The organism is Legionella lytica (assembly GCF_044626755.1).
Taxonomy (GTDB): Bacteria; Pseudomonadota; Gammaproteobacteria; order Legionellales; family Legionellaceae; genus Legionella; species Legionella lytica_A.
Map to the genome: position 1 here is coordinate 121327 of NZ_JBGORX010000005.1, position 17827 is coordinate 139153.

The following is a 17827-nucleotide window of genomic DNA, read 5'->3' on the forward strand; positions in this document are numbered from 1 at the left end:
TACCTTTAAGGACCATCCTAGAACTTTGAGCATTAAATTTACCAACAATTTCTTTAATAGACTTATTACGCGTCTTACCGCATATCCAAGCCAAACTGACAGTGCCCCCAATACTTCATAAAATTTAGTTAAACAATTTAAAACTTGAGCTATGAACTGTTTTATCTCCAGCGTCTTGAGAGCAGGAGTTGAGCTTTGGTCCTATATGATTAAAGTTGAAGCTTTCTATTTGAATCTTTAATAAAACTCTACTATATAATTAAGCCATTCATTAAAAAATACGGATATTATGAACAAGATAATTATCGCCTTCATTACATTAATTTTTTCTCACTTCTTGTACGCAATGCCTTGCTCCTTTGATCAAAATAAACAGTGCAGTTTCTCCCGCAATATTCTTACTGATAAAAATGAAGAAGGATTAAATTATTACGCCTCCACTAACTACGATCATCGTAAGTCTGGTGAGATTAATGTGTACGATACTACCTTAGTTGCACCCTATTGGGACAAGGCAAAGCAACCTGGCCAGCTCAAATTAAGTGCCATAAAGGTCAACGATAACTATTGGCTTTCTGGCGAGATTATGACTCGTAGAAATCTTGAAAGTCCGCCTTATAATTCCCCAGTAAATTCAGCCACTTGGGATACCAGTGCTACAACTCATGGCTATCTTGAAGTTGTAGCAAAATTACCTCGCTGCGAAACCAGTGACGATGGCTCTTGTGAAACCCAGCAAAATCCTGCCAATTATAATACAGGCTTGTGGCCGGCGATTTGGTTATTGCCTACCGATGATAGTCAATGGCCGAATAATGGGGAAATCGATATTATGGAAGCTTATCCTAAAAATACTGACTTTAATGTCAGTACTGCAGCCCTTCATTTTAATGGTAACTCTCCAAGCTGTACAGGTGGTGACTGTAAAGGCCCAGGATATCGATTAATTACCAAAACAGAAAGCGACAAATTATATAATCAGTTTCACAAATGGGGATTTGAATGGGAAAAAGACAGCCAAAGTACTAAAAATGGCTATATCATTACTGGATATTTTGATAATCAAAAAATCTGGGGGCCGCTTAAAACCGATAACTTACCTGCGGATGGAGCCAATGCATTAAGCAGAGGGTTTAATAATCCCGATGGTGGCTATTATCTGATTGTAAATTTAGCTATGGGTGGTCCTTACGCCGGTGCTCCAAACCCACACATGAAGAGCGCCAGTATGCTCGTACAAAGCATTAAAAGTTACAATGTAAAATCGCCAAGTATATGCAAACCACCGGCTAATATCACATATACCTATACTACAGATAAAAAAAGTGTCACCTTAAAATGGCAAAAACCGGAAGGTAGCTTACTGATAGATGAATATCAGGTGAGAAATTGGGTACAACAACTCTTATGGAAAGGCACTGCCTTAACCTGGACTGAAAACACCCTCCCTGGCAAATCCGGAAAGTATACTTACTATTTAAATTCTCAATGTGGTGATACCACTTCTGAATTAATCAAATACGAAGTAATAATTCCATAAAGCTATTGTCGCAGGGCTGATAAGCCTAAGGGATCCTCAGCTTTTTATTCCTAGAGGATCCCAAACATTCCAGCTGTATCTCTACGAGAATAGCAGGGATATCAATTTTTTCTAATGCTATCCCCTCGTGCATTCCTCATATTTCCCCAAAACTAGAACTTCTAAGTCCGCACAATCACGTTCCTATCTCTTTATATCAACATGCAGCCACCTAAAAATACATAATAGTCTAATATTAATAAACGAACAGGGTGTTTTATATATAGTCATATTATGGAGCTTAGATATGCCCATCAAATACATACCATTAGCAGAAAACGATATTAAACTGTTATCTACAGTGGTATTAAGTCCCGATGAAAAAAAATTACTCGAACTTGCGCTCGTTATCGATTTTTTTAATAACAACCCGGAGAATGTAAAATGCTGCCGAGGACAAATTATCCATGACATTAAGTTGACGCAATCTTACATCAGAGACAGTGAGGGAGCGATTGTTATTGTAGAGCCAAGCTTTTTAGGGCGTGGGGCTTTTGGTAAAGTAAAAGACGCTCGCTCTTTACTGCCTCGTAGCGAAGCATTAGCAATTAAAATTGTAGAGATTGAGGATGAGGAAGGACTCGAAGCTCTGAAAGTAGAAGCACTTTTCAACAAGGATTTAGGTATTGCACGTGGTCGGATGCTGGTAAGAACAAACACGGAAAGGCAGGGACAAGGTCAGAAAAAAGTCGACAAGGATCTAATGGAGGTCGGCCCAGTGGCGTCAACTTTACCGAGCAATGATGTTCCTTCTTTTGGTTTTGAGTTCATCACCGATTCAATTTATCCATGTAAGGTGTACCAAATTATGGAAAATAAGGGGAGCTCCTTACAAAAGAAAATAATAGAGGCAAGGGAACAATTTGATCAGATAGAAAAAAATGGCGGTTCGGATGAGAAAACAGCCGCATCCGCTAAGCTCAAAGCCTTAGAGATGGATTTTGCAATCAAAATAAGTATTTTAATTAGCAAATTAGGTACGGGGGCATTGTCTTCTACCGGAACTCCATATGCTCATAGAGATCTCAAACCTGAAAACTTCGTAGTAGATAAAAAGGGCAAAATTATGGTTATTGACTGTGGTTCAATGACCTCAAAAGTAGATGTTGATGAACTAGTGAGCTATACATTCAAAGGCACTATACAATATGCGGCAATTGATGTAGCAGAATTAGTAAAAGGTGGGCCCATCGCATTACGGATTCAAAACGGGATTGCTTCTTTGTATGCCCAACGTGATAAAGGGGCTTTTCCAGCGGCTCCTGTGCTCACCAATGCCACACTGGATAGAATCGCCATGCTCAGAACCCTATGGAATCCCTTCGATCCCGATAGCAAAAATGCACTGGCTATTTTTCATCGGCGAACTTTTGACGCAATGCCGCAGGAGCTTCGCAATGTCTTGGATACAACACACATTATGCCTCATGTTGATGTGGATAGACACATGGAGACCCCGCTATTTTTCGCAGCGATTCTAATTGAATATAAAGAAAAAAATACTATAAGTGCAAGCCGTATCAATGAAATTCGAAAGTCTCTGGTGTTACAGAAACAGTTAGTCTTGAATTTCGAGGCAAAAGTAAATGAATGCATTGATGATTTAACCGCAGCACCTCTTTCTAAAGAAATTACTGAAGAAAAAACAACCGATGTCGATCTATTGCAAACGCTTAGAGAAAGAGTGCAGGAAACAAGAATAGAGCTAATTGAAAAAACAAGTAACAGTACCGATGAGGAGAACGAAATGGGGTTAACAGGTTCCTTTCACTTCTTGCCGCGATGAGCTTTAGAGTCTTATAAGAGGGAGCATCATGGTAAGCTCACACGACTCAAAGCCTAAAAAACCATGTCGAGTGACATGGCTTTTTAGACGCAAAAATAGACTAAATAGTTAATGAAGCCCCAATTAATTCTTCTACTGAACCTTGCAACTCAGTCACTTTATTAATGGAGTCGGTGTTAATTTTTGTAGAGAAGAAAAATTGACCGTTAAGTGCATAATTAATCGATCCTGCAACCACATAAGCCGCACCCACAGTCGCAATGCTCAGCACCGCAAGGACAGCAAGGCTAGCATAACTTAGAATCTGTTTTAAGGAACCGCGATGATTTTGGAGCTCAGATTCCTTTGCTTCCCTGATTGCATTTTCTGCCGCCGCTTTAAACGCCTCTTTATTATTATTCTCGAAATATGTTTGCGCCGCCTCATAAAGAGAATTATGTAAGGTACGTGCGGCATGAGCTGCCCCCGAGTAACTGTGATAAGCGTCGCTTTGCTTCCTCAGCTCATCATCATAAAGGTCATTTCCAGTACGGGCTAATGCTTCAGCTTTATCTGAAATTGCGTTCAACATATCATTAAATTTGTTTCGTGCTAGCAACTCTTCTTCAGATACAGCAGGTACAGGATTCTCAATAATAATACTTTGTAACGCCTCAGGAAGTGAACTAACAGCACGAGCTTTTCGGTTTTTGAGTTCCTCAGGCTTTGCATTATTAGCCACATAAATTGGCTTAGAGTGTCCATTGTTATACTCTGTGGCTGCTTGCTGAGATAGATCTTTTACAGTTTGTTGATAATTTTCATCAATAAATCCTGTTCCCTTGATTTCATTCATCAAAGTAACTTTGCCCCCAGCATAATGATTTAAGCGTAAAGTCACATTTGCAGGTATTAAGGCGTGATGCTGGGTATAAAAATCTCTTAATTGTTCGAGAATATCGTGGGTCGCTCTTTCTCCATTACCTCGATCATCATAAAAATCCAAAACAATGGGCTCATTAGGATGTTGGTTCGCTATTTTATGGATTTGTGCATAAATAAGCGTTGTTTTAGTATCATCAAACATCCAATCACTATGTTTTATCTCATGCTTGTTGCTACTGGTTGCCTGACTATAAGAGGTTCCTATCGGCAAATCACCGAAAATATCAGCTAGAAGAAATGTATCTAGTTTTGTACCCAGATAATCGCTTACTGTTTTTATTGCAGGAAAACAAGATCCTTTTCCCCAAGAATTGGCCATATCAACGTTATAGGATTGTCTATTGGAACCAACTAAACTGTAAACGGTAGTAAATTCTTCATTTTCCTTTTTAACGGCTTCCAAAAATGTCTCATTACTTTTGACAACATTTTTATCTTCAGAATAAACATATCCTTTATGGAAGAGACAGCCATCAAAATCAAAAGAAAGAACTCTAATCGTCATACATGCACCTAATGGTTGATTTTAAGAATTTCTGCTATTATATTTGACAAATATTAAGGTAACATTAAGAGAAAAAGCTCCCTGACTTGAGACGAACCGATTTTATAAACGAACCTTTGTTCTCTTATTAATCTATTTGAATAATTAAACAATTAATTTTACTTTTAAGAGATCTCCAGGGAAAAGACTCTAAAAAACCAGTATCTTTAGCCAACCTCCTCGTTGGGTTCACCTGAGCCACTGCTGAGCTGTTATCGTCTTATCAGAATATCATCGGGCTTGTGTTGGGCTCGCACTTTTTAAAGAGGTTATATGCCATTAATAAAGCTCTAATTGCGTAGATTTATTTCTTCTTCAACCGTTGAGAACGCTCATGACATATATGTTTGTATTTCTCTTCTAAATTTTCCAACTCTTTATCGGATAATGAAGCCAGGTCAATAGACAAATTATTGGCTTGTAGATGGGATTTAATTAACTCATCTAATTTTAAATTCATTATTTTAGTATCTCTATTTTGGGTATTTTGGATTAGGAACACCATTAAAAAGGTTACAATTGTGGTACCTGTATTAATTAAAAGCTGCCATGTGTCAGAATAGTTAAAAAAAGGACCCGTTACTAACCATATAATAATTAGAGCTGAGGCCGTTAAAAAAGAACCTGCTTGCCCACTTAATTCTGAAACCCACTGTGCAAATTGCGAAAATATACCTTTCTTACACTCACTCTTTTTCATATTATGAATTCCTTTTTATCATTCTCACAGTAAATACAAGGATGATTACTGTAACAATGCAATAAATTTAACTGAGACTTTCCTTAATCCTGAATATACAGCCTTAAATAACCATAATAAAGCTCAGAATACACTCTGTGTTCCTTCTGCTTGCGATTTTGAAAATTTAATTAAAATACTCGAATATAAGAGCTAAGGGTCTGATTAATGTTTATGCATATCCTCTTGTCTCCAAAAAAAACAAGAGGATTTCTTTACCTGCTTATGCTAATTCTTTAGGTAGGTAGCTTGGCGGTTGTTTAAAAATACTCATGTTCCGCCACTTAACAATCATTCAGAACGACAATTACGACCTTTGGTGCTTTGGATTTTAGCGCATATCCAGCCAAAACTGGAAATGAGATAGCTAACCGACTTTAAGTGCCATAGAATTACTTTTGAACCAGAATTAGGAAGAAAACAAACTCACAAAAAAATCCATAGATAGTGAGGTACACTCTTTACGAATAAGATTAATTCTAAAATTAATTATTTTTATTTGCATGGTCTAAAAATGGGGTGTTTTGAAGCAAGTTATCAAAAGCCTTTATTCTTACTTCAAATAACGATTTCATCGCATTCAAATTAGCGATAAGGATACTCGTCATTCCAGCACGCATGGCCTCTGTCATGCGCGTATGGCTTGCAGGTCCTGTGTTTGGCTCCGACCCTCTTCCCTTATATATAGCAAATTTTTGGCCTAACTCAGAGTCAAACCAATTTTCATTTTTAGAGCTTAATGAGTTACGAAATTGTGTTAAAGGAAGGGGTTTTTTAATAAATTGCGGCAAAGGAGAAAAAGGAACTGCAGAGCAATACTCATGAACAACGTGTATGGGAAGAAGCCTTTGTGCCCCACCCACACCTTCTATCCATTGGCGTTCAATCGCAGCCCAATCTTTTTCCCCACAAGCTTGCCTGGACTCAATTTGTACTTGTAACTCTTTAATAAGGGTATTTACAAAGTCAAAATGCATTTCTGTACTAGTTTTTCCATTTAGTTTATAGGTTACACCCCGGATATGGATTTTTTTATATTGAGAAATCAACTGCTCAAATACCCTTCTGTTTTCAGTTGGGGGTATGCACTCGAGCATTGTTACCCCCATATGCTCATCTAAAGCCCAAAATACATATTCAATAGCACTAATATTCTCAAAAGTCCTCCCAGAATAGTCTGTAACCGAGGCTCTTTTAAAAATTAAATTTATATCCTTTTTTAATACAGTTTGCACGGAATCATGCTCTCCTTTGACTACATGAGTTAGCAGTCTACGTGCATCAATTGTTGGTTGAAAAAGAGTAAAATAATATTTTGAAGACGCAGCTAAATGGGCTAAATCAGAGGTGGGCAAACTTTGGTGTTCATTCGCGAATTCGGAAAATTTATCCAACGTTCAAGTCGTCTTATTTAAGGGTTGATTGTAGAATTATAAGTCTATTTGGTGAAATAGACAATATTCCTGTACAGAAATATTATAAATTTTAAGGATTAAAATGATTATCGCTGTCTTCGTCATTTGATTCATTAAGTACTCTTATATTATGAAGTTTTTGTTTAAAATCATTTGTGGATGCTATATTGTCAGGAGAGTCCGTCATGATTGGAGCCTCTTTAGCTGGCTTCACTGACTCTGGGGTGGCTGTCGGGGAAAACCCTTTCAATTGTTCCGCAGTTAAAGCGAGCGTAGGTGTTCTAACAGGGTTGGCAATAAAGAAATTTGCGCCCTCAGGTGTTTGATAATGTCCGGTCCATTGCATTTGGGTGGGAGGAATTAAATATTCGTTTTCATCGGGTTGTTTTGAAATAGCTGCAACATATTTTCCTATTAATCCTGACAAAAGAACTGCATTACCTGCACCAGATAGCATCAATTCCTTGTTCATTTCGGTAACAAATGGATCACTGGGAAGTCCAGAAGCAGTACTAAAAAATGCAGATTCGTTCATTACGGAACCACCTTTTTGGACTGCACTAATTCTATTTTGCGAAAACTCTGCTCCACGATGTTCTTCAACACGAAAACTATAAGAAGTAGTCGATTCAGAAATTTTATTTAAACCCACACAACTCATTGTTACTGTAGCTAATATTTCGCCTAATTCTTTTGAGCTTATTTCTGGTAAGCCCTCCGTAAGCCCCCTGAGTAAATCATTACAAGGCTTATAAAAACCACCCGTATAAATATTGATGGCTGTTTTTTCTGCAAGATTTAATTCTTTAAGAGCGTTAGGATGAGGACTGTTCGCTTCACGTTTTTGATAATCGTCCATAGTAGGAGTTCCCTCGACTTCAAGTAGTGAAGGACCAAACTCTATATCCTTTTTATTGATATAAATCATATAATTATCCGCATCTTGCATACTAAAAGATAAATGAGAGAGGTTTGCATTTAATAATAAAGCACTTACATCTACTTTATGACCGTCGAGGACGGTGTAAATTCGCTTGCTGTCTATAGTAAATTCAATGGGCGGTTTTTCTGGATCTGCCTGAGCTGTGAGAAACGCTTTAATAACTTTTTCAAGTTGGATTGTGGCTTTATCTTTATTCAATGGACCCGCTTCAAGAGCGACCGGTGGTTCCAGCATCACGGTTTTCTCATGTATTGCCTTTTCCAGTTGAGGACCATTTTGCGTAATAAACAATTCTATTAAATCATTATCAGTGTTTGTGTTAGACATGGCTTTTGTGAAAAAAATAGTTCATTTAATTTAATAATAGTACATTATGTATTAAATTTTTCTTTGAGCGGTATGGGTGAGTAGAATGAGCTCATACTGAGAAATTTGGTTTCACCTTTTCTCTAATACATCACGCCATTGCTTAATTGGGCCACATATGAGGAAAAACGCAACTACTGCAATCAATTCACTATTCCGGCAAGTGATTTAAGCTGCTGGAGTTGAAGCAACTGAATTTTCTTCTGTTCAATAGAAATAATTTCATTATTTTTGAATTGGGTAAACGTGCGGCTAATCGTTTCTGCAGTTAATCCCAGGTAATTTCCAATATCTTGACGAGACATCGGCAAAAGAAATTCTATTCGTTGATCACACACAACTAATCGCGTCGACAAGTCAATGAGAAAAGCGGCTAAACGCTGCTCTGCTGTCACGAAGTTTAAATAAGAACCTGTAGCTAATTGCTGACTAATTAAATACAAAATGTGCTGCTGTAAACTGGAATGAGAACGCAACAATTCAAGAAAATGAGTATAAGGAATTTCACAAACCAGTGCATCCGAAAGCGCAACCGCAGAGTAAAGATAATTTCCACGGGCAATGGCCTCAAAACCCAGGATCTCACCGACAAAATAAAAGCCGCGCAGTAATTCATTACCTTCTTTATCCACTTCATAAGTCTTTAAACAACCTGCTTTAACCGCATACAAGCTATGAAAGTTGGTCTGAGGAAAATACAAAGACTGCTTTTTTTTAAGAACATGCTCTTGGCTAACTGCCGCATTAACTTGATTTACCCATCGCGAATTAGCCTCCTCTGACGTGCAAAAAGGCGAGAATCCACAGTACGAACAGGATTGATTATCTTTTGTGTGCATCAGAACACCGTAAATTGCTCATTTGCATAGTTTAGCTTGTTTTATACCTTTTTACATTTTTCCATGATGTATATCAGGGTATTTGCAGGAAGGCTGCATATAAAATGAAACAAAGCTAAAAGGCAGAAAGTTAGATTAGCTGATGGCCAATATTACGGAGCACGCATCATCAAACCAATTACACGCGATATTTCTTTGACCTTAGCATTCAAATTACTGCTTCTCTTTTTGCTGTGGTGGGTTTGTGTTCGCACAATGCATCTCCCACTGGAAAAGGGTGATCAGTGGTTCCTCGGCTCAGCAGAAAAGCCAGCTCTCATCAAGAAACAAGAGGTATTTAAATGATTCCAGCAACTGAGGTAGTTGACCTGTCTCGATTACAATTTGCATTAACTGCATTATACCATTTCTTATTTGTTCCTCTGACCCTAGGATTTTCAGTTCTCTTAGCCATTATGGAAACCGTTTACGTCATGACCGGTAAAGAGATTTGGCGAAAGATGGTTAAATATTGGGGTGTCTTGTTCGGAATTAATTTCGTTCTGGGTGTGGCTACTGGCTTAACCATGGAGTTTGAGTTTGGCACAAACTGGTCCTACTATTCTCGATACGTGGGCGATGTGTTTGGTGCCCCATTAGCCATTGAAGGTTTAATGGCATTCTTCCTAGAGGCGACTTTTGTCGGGTTATTTTTCTTTGGCTGGGAGCGTTTATCTAAACGGCAACATTTAGCATGTACCTGGCTGCTGGCTTTAGGTACTAATTTATCGGCACTATGGATTTTAATCGCTAATGGCTGGATGCAAAATCCCGTTGGGGCCTATTTTGATTATCAAACCATGCGCATGGAGGTAAGCAGCTTTTTTGATATTTTATTTAATCCGGTGGGCCAAGCAAAATTTGTGCATACAATCAGTGCAGGATACGTTACCGGGTCGATGTTTGTGCTCTCCATTAGTGCCTATTTTATGTTGAAAAATCGCAATAAAGATTTTGCAAAACGCTCCATGACGGTTGCCACCACTTTTGGTTTAGCAGCAGCCTTATCCGTCGTGGTTCTTGGCGATGAGAGTGGCTATCTTGCCAATGAAGATCAGAAGATGAAAGTTGCGGCTATGGAGTCCATGTGGGAAACCGAGAAAGCCCCCGCTAGCTTAACTCTTTTTGGCATCCCAGATGAGCAAACCAGAACAACTAAATACGCCCTTAAAATTCCCTATGCCTTAGGCATTATCGCCACCCGTTCATTCAACACCCCGTTGCAGGGTATTAATGAATTAATTGAAGAGGGTAAAAACCGGATCAAAGATGGTCTGCTCGCCTACAATGCATTAAGCATCTTGCAGCATGAGCCCGATAATAAAGATGCCCAAGAACAATTACAAAGCCATGTTAAAAATTTAGGCTATGCCCTTTTACTTAAGAAATACGCCTCCAATATTAACGACGCGACTGAAGAACAAATAAGCAAAGCCGCAAATGACTTAAAACCCAAAGTGGCACCGCTCTTTTTCTCATTCAGAATCATGGTTGCCTGTGGTTTTTATTTTATCCTGCTATTTGCCTTGGGTTTTTATCTCGCCGCGAAAAACAAGCTACACAGCACGTGCTGGTACCACCGGATGGCATTTTATTCTTTACCACTGCCATGGGTTGCCGCGGAACTAGGCTGGGTAGTTGCTGAGTACGGACGCCAACCTTGGGTGGTACAAGGAGTCCTACCAACTTTTATGGGAGCATCCAGTTTATCAACGAATCAGGTTCTGACCTCATTAACAGGATTTGTATTGTTTTATACCATCCTGGCCGTGGTGGAGCTGTACCTAATGGTTAAATACATTCGCCTTGGCCCAGATGGAATGGTTCTTGAGTAGAACCTTCGCAAGCTTATTAATGCAAACTTTCATTACGGAGGGGAACATGATTTTAGATTATGAAACATTAAGAATAATCTGGTGGTTTTTACTAGGCATTTTATTAATTGGCTTTGCGATTATGGATGGTTTTGACCTAGGGGTTGCCATATGGTTACCCTGGCTTGCGAAAACAGATACCGAACGTCGTATTTTAATTAATACGATAGGACCCACTTGGGAGGGCAATCAGGTCTGGTTTATTCTCGGTGGTGGAGCAATTTTTGCAGCTTGGCCCGATCTTTATGCTTTATCTTTTTCAGGCTTCTATTTGGCCATGTTAGTGGTTTTATTATCCTTGATTTTAAGACCCGTTGGCTTTAAATATCGCTCTAAACTGGATAATCCTACCTGGAGATCTACTTGGGATTGGCTCCTTTTTATCGGCGGATTAGTGCCTACACTAATTTTCGGCGTAGCTGTAGGTAATGTACTTCAGGGCGTCCCCTTTCATTATGACGACAGTTTAAGAGCAATGTATACCGGTACTTTTTTACAGTTACTAAACCCTTACGCGCTCGGCTGTGGCGTCCTTGCCGTATTCATGCTCGCCATGCATGGCGCATTTTTTCTGCAAGTAAAAACAGAAGGTACCTTGCAGCAGAAAGCGAGAAAAAGCGCACGTTATACTGCTTTATTGATGACTATCTTATTCATCATCATGGGATTTTGGACTAAAACGCTCGAGGGTTATGCCTTGACAAGCGCAATGCCACACGATGGCCCATCCAATCCCTTGTATAAAGAAGTGGGGATGCAAGTTGGCGCTTGGTTCACTAATTATAAAACGATAGCAAGTATGTTATTGGTGCCTCTTTTGAGTATTGTCTGTGCCTGGCTGGCCATTCTATTAACCAAGAAAACGGTCATCGCTTTTATATTAAGTAGTTTAAGTGTCGGCTCATTAATCGCAACTGTAGGGGTAAGCATGTTTCCTTTCATTTTGCCCTCATCAACGCATCCTAATCACAGCTTAATGGTCTGGGATAGTTCTTCAAGCCAAATGACTTTATTTATTATGCTGATTGCAACCGTAATTTTTCTACCGATTATTCTGGCATACACCGCATGGGTTTATCGTGTCCTTCGCGGCAAGGTCAATGAAAAAACCGTTACGGAACAACATGCTTCATATTAACACTGAGGAGAAGATAATGTGGTATTTTTCCTGGATTCTTGGAACAGGGCTCGCCTGCTCCTTTGCAATATTAAATGCAATGTGGCTGGAGCTAAGGGAGCAAAAAAACGGGGAACCCGATAAGAATGGATAAATATGGACTGGTATCCGCATCTAGGTGGGGATGGCCGAACCCGGAATTCCTAGTGTCACAAAGTCTCTTTATAACAATGGTGATGGCATGTTTTTAAATGATATTTCCGAGCAATTAATCCTAAATTATGAGGGTCAGATTCCAAGATACACGAGCTACCCCACTGCCCCTCATTTTTCTCCTGAGATTAACAGTGCGATTTATTCACAATGGCTAAGCACACTCCCAGCCCAAGACAAGCTGTCACTTTATATTCATATTCCCTTTTGCCGGCAATTATGCTGGTATTGCGGATGCGCGACTAAAGTCTCCAATAAGGATTCATCTCTGGGGGCCTATATTCACCTTGTAAAGCAAGAAATAGCTTTAGTCGCCGCACGCTTATCTAGCACCAGGGTGACCCACATTCATTTTGGTGGTGGCTCGCCCACAATATTGCCATCACCACTCTTTTTAGATTTGATGAACAGCATTCACAACTTATTTAATGTATCGCCTCACGCGGAAATAGCCATAGAGGTTGATCCGCGTACCGTCGATGCAGAAAAGGTAAAAGCCTATGCCAGTGCCGGGGTAAATCGGGTGAGTATTGGTGCCCAAGATTTTAATCTTGAAGTTCAACAGGCAATTAATCGAGTGCAGTCATTTGAGTTAGTGCAATCCTGCGTTAATCTTTTTAGACAGCATGGAATGAACAACATCAACCTGGATTTGATTTATGGATTGCCCAAACAAACAATAGAAAGTATTAAAAACAATATAGACGCCATCTTTCTGTTAAATCCCAATCGAATCTCCCTTTTTGCCTATGCTCATGTCCATTGGATGAAAAAACATATGCAACTTATTCAAGAAAAAGACCTCCCGAATAACACCACACGAATAGAAATGTTTGTCACCGCATCTGAAAAACTAAAGCAACGAGGTTATTTACCCATTGGCCTGGATCATTTCGCCACCCCCTCCGATGCAATGACCCGTGCGTTAAATACCAAAACACTCAAACGGAATTTTCAAGGGTATAGTATAGAGCGCGCGCCACATCTCATTGGTCTTGGCATTTCATCAATCAGTCAATTAGGCAACGGCTATGCCCAAAATACTTCAGAGCTAAAACAGTATAAAAGTGACATATTAAATCATCAATTACCCATCACACGCGGCATAGAGATTTCTATTGAAGATCAATTAAGAAAAAAGATTATCGATGAGATTATGTGTTATTTGAAAGTGGATCTCAAAGAACAGTGCGAACTGTTTAATTATCCGTTTAATTATTTTGACGAAGAGCTTAATTTGTTAGACGGTTTAGTGCGAGATGGCCTGGTGGCGGTTAGCAATTACGTCATTCACATACACCCAAAAGCAAGACAGATAACTCGGGTGGTAAGCAGCTATTTTGACCGTTTTTTTAAGAAAAGTACTCAAAAACATTCAAAAATCGCTTAAAAAGCTTTTGATAGCCATCCATGAGATGACCTCCCAAAGAAGCGGGCTCTTATTGTAACGCGATGAAGAGCCCAACAGTATTCTAAGCGAATCGTTAAATGTTCCTTACTGCAACCAAGGTTTTAATACCAGTTTACAATTTAAAGGATGCCTCACTGCAACTAGTGCTGTCCATTTCACATACCCCGCTGGAAAAGAACGAATACTGATTATTCGTACTGTTATGCGCTGAGCTTGAAAAGTCGACTAATCTGATTAAGGCCTTGGCTTGTTCCTCTGAAATATTGGCACGAATTATTCCCAAGATAGCTTGAGCCTTTACTAGTTTTAGCAAACGGTCTTTTTGCGCAATACAAAGAGCATTAATCTGCTCTGGTGCCAGAGGTTTAAGTATTTTAATTAAATCCTCCTTGTTATTGATGATTCGCGGCATATTTTTTTCCATCACGCCACATACAGCAATAATCTGGTTTGGCTTCAGAGAAGTAATCATTACGCTAAACTGATTGCTGTTGTTGATGATTTTGAGCAAATGTTCTTTAATCAAAGTACCGACAACGTTGATTTGCTCTGGAGCTAAGGGCTGAAACACGCATAAAACATCTTTACCATTCTGAATTAAGTACGGAATATCCCTACCTAAATCACGGCAAATTTCCTTTATTGATGCCAATGGAAGTGGTTGAAGTATTGTAGCTAAATCGTTACTGCTATTAAGTAGCCCGTATAAGCTAAATTTAATTTTCTTATAAGCGGTATAAATTTCCCCTTGAGGCACACGTGTTAAAAATAGAGCAAAATCATCAATAGTTTTAATTAGTTCAGGCTGGCGGAATTGTATATTCGTGCATATATTAAGAATTTGTACAGGCGTAAAATGGTGAAGCACAGCCCGCAACTCCTCTGTAGTATGTACTATCCTGTCTAGTGAGTCTTGCATTTGTTCACACAAAGCATCATATTGTTCTGGAGACAAATAAGTAAGCATTTTAATAAAATCATCATGGGTTCTAATGGTGCGGTGAAGATGCGTCCCCATTACCTCAAGCAATGTTTTTCGTGGTTCATTTAAGATCAAAGAAAGAGATGCCTGCATTGCCTCAAAGTCGTCCATATTATTAATTAGAAAAGGCACTCCCTTTTTTAAACTGCGGAAAAAAACCAAGCGATTATCGTCAGCAAGCTCCTTAAAAATTTCAATAAATTCATCGCAGTGTCCAATCAGATCTCTTAAAGAAGCACTCATTATCTCTAAGATCTCTGTGTGGCGCTTAGGGAGAAGCTTAATTACTGCGCCTAATTGCTCACCATTCTTAATAATATAAGGAAAACTGCTTTTAATACTCTCTAAAACTACACTACTTTTTTCGGGAGGCAAATCAAGAATCGAATTAAACTCCTTCCGGGTTTTAATTATCTCGGGGAGAATTTCTTTTATAATCTTATCTAATAACGCAATTTCTCCAGGAGAAAACTCATTAAGTGCATTAACGAGTCCCTGAGCGTTAAGGACACTTGACAACTTGTCTTTCATGATATGCCATACTTCAATACGTTGTGCTGGAATTAAACATCTAAATAACATATCCAATTCATAACTATCTGTAATAAGGTTAGAAAGGTCATTTTTTAAGAGGTCAAAAAGCTCTGCGCGTTGCTCCTTAGACAGAAGAGTCAGTACTTCCGCACACGCATACTTATCCCCCTTTATCATTTCCCGGAGATTTTTTTTCACTAAATTAAAGAGTTCGTTCTGCTGTTCCACCGACACTATTGGGAACAAAGCACAAAAATCATGACTACTTTTAATGATATTCGGAAGATTATTTTTAATAGCCTCAAAAATAAGAATATGCTTCTCCGGGAGAGTGCTCCATAACCATTGAATATTGCTGATGTTATTAAGAAAATCGGAGGTGCTTAAAACAGTAATGATTAGTGCATCCAGCTCCGCTTTTTTATCCCTGAGTGACTCAGTTAGAAGCGCGTAAGTAAACTCCAATAAATTTTTTTTATTACATAATAAATAATAAATAAAATCGTGTAACATCCGATTCTCGTTAAAAGGAGTTCCACTCGTAAGCAGTTCTATTATTAAAGACTTCGTCTGATACTCTGATTTACAGAAAAGAAAAGGCTTATTCACATCGGCTAAAACACGTTGTGTTGATGCATCACTATAACCTGTGTAATCCACACATTTCTCTATGCTCGCCGAATTATCAATAACTCCTTGATACCTAGCAATACCTGAGCCTGAGCCACAAACTACTTTATGAGTATGCCCCTGAGTAATTAGTTCTTTTGTCAGTTGATTAAAGAAAGGCATGATGGGACAATACGGTTCATTTTTATTCACTTCAATCGAATCAAAAACCAGCGCATTATCTTTACTTCGCCATGTCCAAGATTGGGCTATAATTTCATCACTCAGAGCGGGAGCGTTTGGATTTCCTCTGCATAAAACATAAAAACCACTATGGGGCGAACTAATACCATCTACTGCACAACTAGAGCCAGCCCCACCAATGTATTGGCAACAATGCGTTATTTTTCCCAGGCAAGCAGCTAGCGCAGCCCCCTCTTTGTCCATAACATCTAATTTTTTCAGGTAATAATTTTCATAGCCTTCATCCGCTATCTTGATAAATAAATTAGGAATAAGAACATCATCGTTGCGAGGAATTAACTGATTAAACTCTCTGATACTGGCTTTCGAAATGCCGTATTTAACCAACGTTTGATGATCTTTACATTCCCTTTGATATTCCTTATAAAAAGCATCTAAAATAGTCATATTACAATGCATCAATGACATGCCTTTACAAAGCTGCGCCAATTCATGACTCAATTGCATGCTCTTCATGCTTAAATTGGCTAACTCTTCGTCTCGTGTTGCTTGTTGCGTTGGTGATGGGTTTGTTTTAAGGACTTTATAAGTTTTGCTTGTCTTCGCAATTTCCTTTATTTTATCCTCTACCGCCTGGGTATTTGTTTGTATATTTTTCTGTCTATTTCCCGTGGCGCAAAAGACCTCAATTTCTGTTGCATGAGGTAATAAAGCTCTGAAAGAAGGATTAGCTAGATGAGTATTGGCTAATTTTTTCCACACGTCAAAATTGCAAGTCTCTACATCAGGTAATTCGAAAAGACAGGCATCATGAAAGAAATGCTCAAACGTATTTTGCGTTTTAAATTTTATTAAATAATCAAAAACGTCTTGGTACTTTTCAAAAATCTTAGCCAATTTATCAGCATGATCAATTGCTAGACCATTTTGTTCGTTTTGATAAGCCATTTCACATAAAGGCAAGAGTTTTCCTGACAGCGAGCATGGAAGAATAAACTTTACGTCAGAATTGAGTTGCTCTTGTAGCACTTTAGGAAAGTTTAATTCGTGTAGCGTTATTTGTAAAAACTCAGCTCCCTGCGCCCCGTATTCTATGAGTATCGATTCTTCTAACTTTGTCAGTTCAGTGAGCGCCAGATCACACTTAGCTGCAAATTTTTCTTGAATACTATGTTGCCTAGGTACGGGCATTGATTGGGGAGGGATAGGGCAAGTACCTATTTGTTTTCTAATACGAATAAGTGCCTCGAGTAACTGAGAAATAGACATTGATATTTTCCTTTATTGATAGAAGAAAGGAGTTTAAATACCAGGAATTAACAGTTAATTAAGTGGACAAGAATTTTGGGAATAGCCCATTCCTAATAAAAATGCATGTGACTTTTTTAGTCCATACCCTCAGGTTGCAAAATGGGCTTGAGAAACTACTGGGTAAGAAGGGATGAATAAAGGCATTGGAAATTCAGACAAGATAGTTCTCTTAACTTGATGATCCTGGAGCATTGGGAAGAGCACGAAGGGTAGTTGCTGGACTTTTCAGTCCAGCCTACGCTTTTGCTCAGTGCATGTTACTCTGTTGCATTCGCTCTGCGCTGATTTTGTTTCATTTCTTTACGTGTCTGAATAATTGCAGCGACATCGCCACCAATGTGTGTTTCACCACGTGCTTTTGCTAACTGATTTTGCTTTTCTCGTTCTTGATGGCGTTG

13 protein-coding genes are annotated in these 17827 nt (G+C 38.8%); 7 read left to right on the forward strand and 6 right to left on the reverse strand.

Annotated elements, in window-relative coordinates:
- Window positions 1–289 precede the first annotated feature (289 nt).
- Complete coding sequence (locus ACD661_RS12260) at window positions 290–1540, forward strand: glycoside hydrolase family 16 protein (protein ID WP_400188156.1); 1251 nt, start codon at window positions 290–292, stop codon at window positions 1538–1540.
- Window positions 1541–1826: 286 nt separating this feature from the next.
- Window positions 1827–3365, forward strand: coding sequence for a protein kinase family protein (locus ACD661_RS12265; protein ID WP_400188157.1), 1539 nt, complete (start codon window positions 1827–1829; stop codon window positions 3363–3365).
- Between the two features lie 100 nt (window positions 3366–3465).
- On the opposite strand, the gene ACD661_RS12270 is transcribed toward ACD661_RS12265, so the two are convergent.
- The 5 genes from ACD661_RS12270 to ACD661_RS12290 all read right to left on the reverse strand — a co-directional run bounded on the left by ACD661_RS12270 (window position 3466) and on the right by ACD661_RS12290 (window position 9135).
- A complete protein-coding gene (locus ACD661_RS12270) occupies window positions 3466–4794 on the reverse strand; it encodes a hypothetical protein (protein WP_400188158.1) in 1329 nt (442 codons plus the stop codon).
- A 343-nt stretch (window positions 4795–5137) separates the two neighbouring features.
- Window positions 5138–5533 (reverse strand): low affinity iron permease family protein, encoded by a 396-nt coding sequence (locus ACD661_RS12275; protein ID WP_400188159.1) that lies wholly within the window; start codon window positions 5531–5533, stop codon window positions 5138–5140.
- A 524-nt stretch (window positions 5534–6057) separates the two neighbouring features.
- Window positions 6058–6966 (reverse strand): F-box protein, encoded by a 909-nt coding sequence (locus tag ACD661_RS12280; protein WP_400188160.1) that lies wholly within the window; start codon window positions 6964–6966, stop codon window positions 6058–6060.
- Window positions 6967–7057: 91 nt separating this feature from the next.
- Window positions 7058–8257 carry an ADP-ribosyltransferase gene (locus ACD661_RS12285; RefSeq protein WP_400188161.1) on the reverse strand — a complete coding sequence of 400 codons (1200 nt, stop codon included), beginning with the start codon at window positions 8255–8257 and terminating at the stop codon, window positions 7058–7060.
- A gap of 182 nt (window positions 8258–8439) precedes the next feature.
- On the reverse strand, window positions 8440–9135 hold the full coding sequence (locus ACD661_RS12290; protein WP_400188162.1) for a helix-turn-helix domain-containing protein: 696 nt from the start codon (window positions 9133–9135) through the stop codon (window positions 8440–8442).
- A 216-nt stretch (window positions 9136–9351) separates the two neighbouring features.
- On the opposite strand from ACD661_RS12290, the gene ACD661_RS12295 reads away from it, so the two are divergent.
- Genes ACD661_RS12295 through hemN form a run of 5 tightly spaced genes read left to right on the forward strand, consistent with a single transcriptional unit; the run spans window position 9352 to window position 13768 of the window.
- Window positions 9352–9480 carry a hypothetical protein gene (locus tag ACD661_RS12295; protein WP_400188205.1) on the forward strand — a complete coding sequence of 43 codons (129 nt, stop codon included), beginning with the start codon at window positions 9352–9354 and terminating at the stop codon, window positions 9478–9480.
- A complete protein-coding gene (locus ACD661_RS12300; RefSeq protein ID WP_400188163.1) occupies window positions 9477–11009 on the forward strand; it encodes a cytochrome ubiquinol oxidase subunit I in 1533 nt (510 codons plus the stop codon). Before ACD661_RS12295 ends, ACD661_RS12300 begins: the two co-directional genes overlap by 4 nt.
- A 46-nt stretch (window positions 11010–11055) precedes the next feature.
- The gene (gene cydB, locus ACD661_RS12305) at window positions 11056–12186 is read left to right on the forward strand and encodes a cytochrome d ubiquinol oxidase subunit II (RefSeq protein WP_400188164.1); all 1131 of its coding nucleotides are present in this window, start codon (window positions 11056–11058) and stop codon (window positions 12184–12186) included.
- 16 nt (window positions 12187–12202) lie between these two features.
- Window positions 12203–12319 carry a cytochrome bd-I oxidase subunit CydX gene (gene cydX, locus ACD661_RS12310; protein ID WP_400188165.1) on the forward strand — a complete coding sequence of 39 codons (117 nt, stop codon included), beginning with the start codon at window positions 12203–12205 and terminating at the stop codon, window positions 12317–12319.
- A gap of 30 nt (window positions 12320–12349) precedes the next feature.
- Entirely contained in the window at window positions 12350–13768 is a 1419-nt protein-coding gene (gene hemN / locus ACD661_RS12315; RefSeq protein ID WP_400188166.1) for an oxygen-independent coproporphyrinogen III oxidase, read from the forward strand.
- 133 nt (window positions 13769–13901) lie between these two features.
- On the opposite strand, the gene ACD661_RS12320 is transcribed toward hemN, so the two are convergent.
- Entirely contained in the window at window positions 13902–17387 is a 3486-nt protein-coding gene (locus ACD661_RS12320; protein WP_400188167.1) for a hypothetical protein, read from the reverse strand.
- Window positions 17388–17827: the final 440 nt, after the last annotated feature.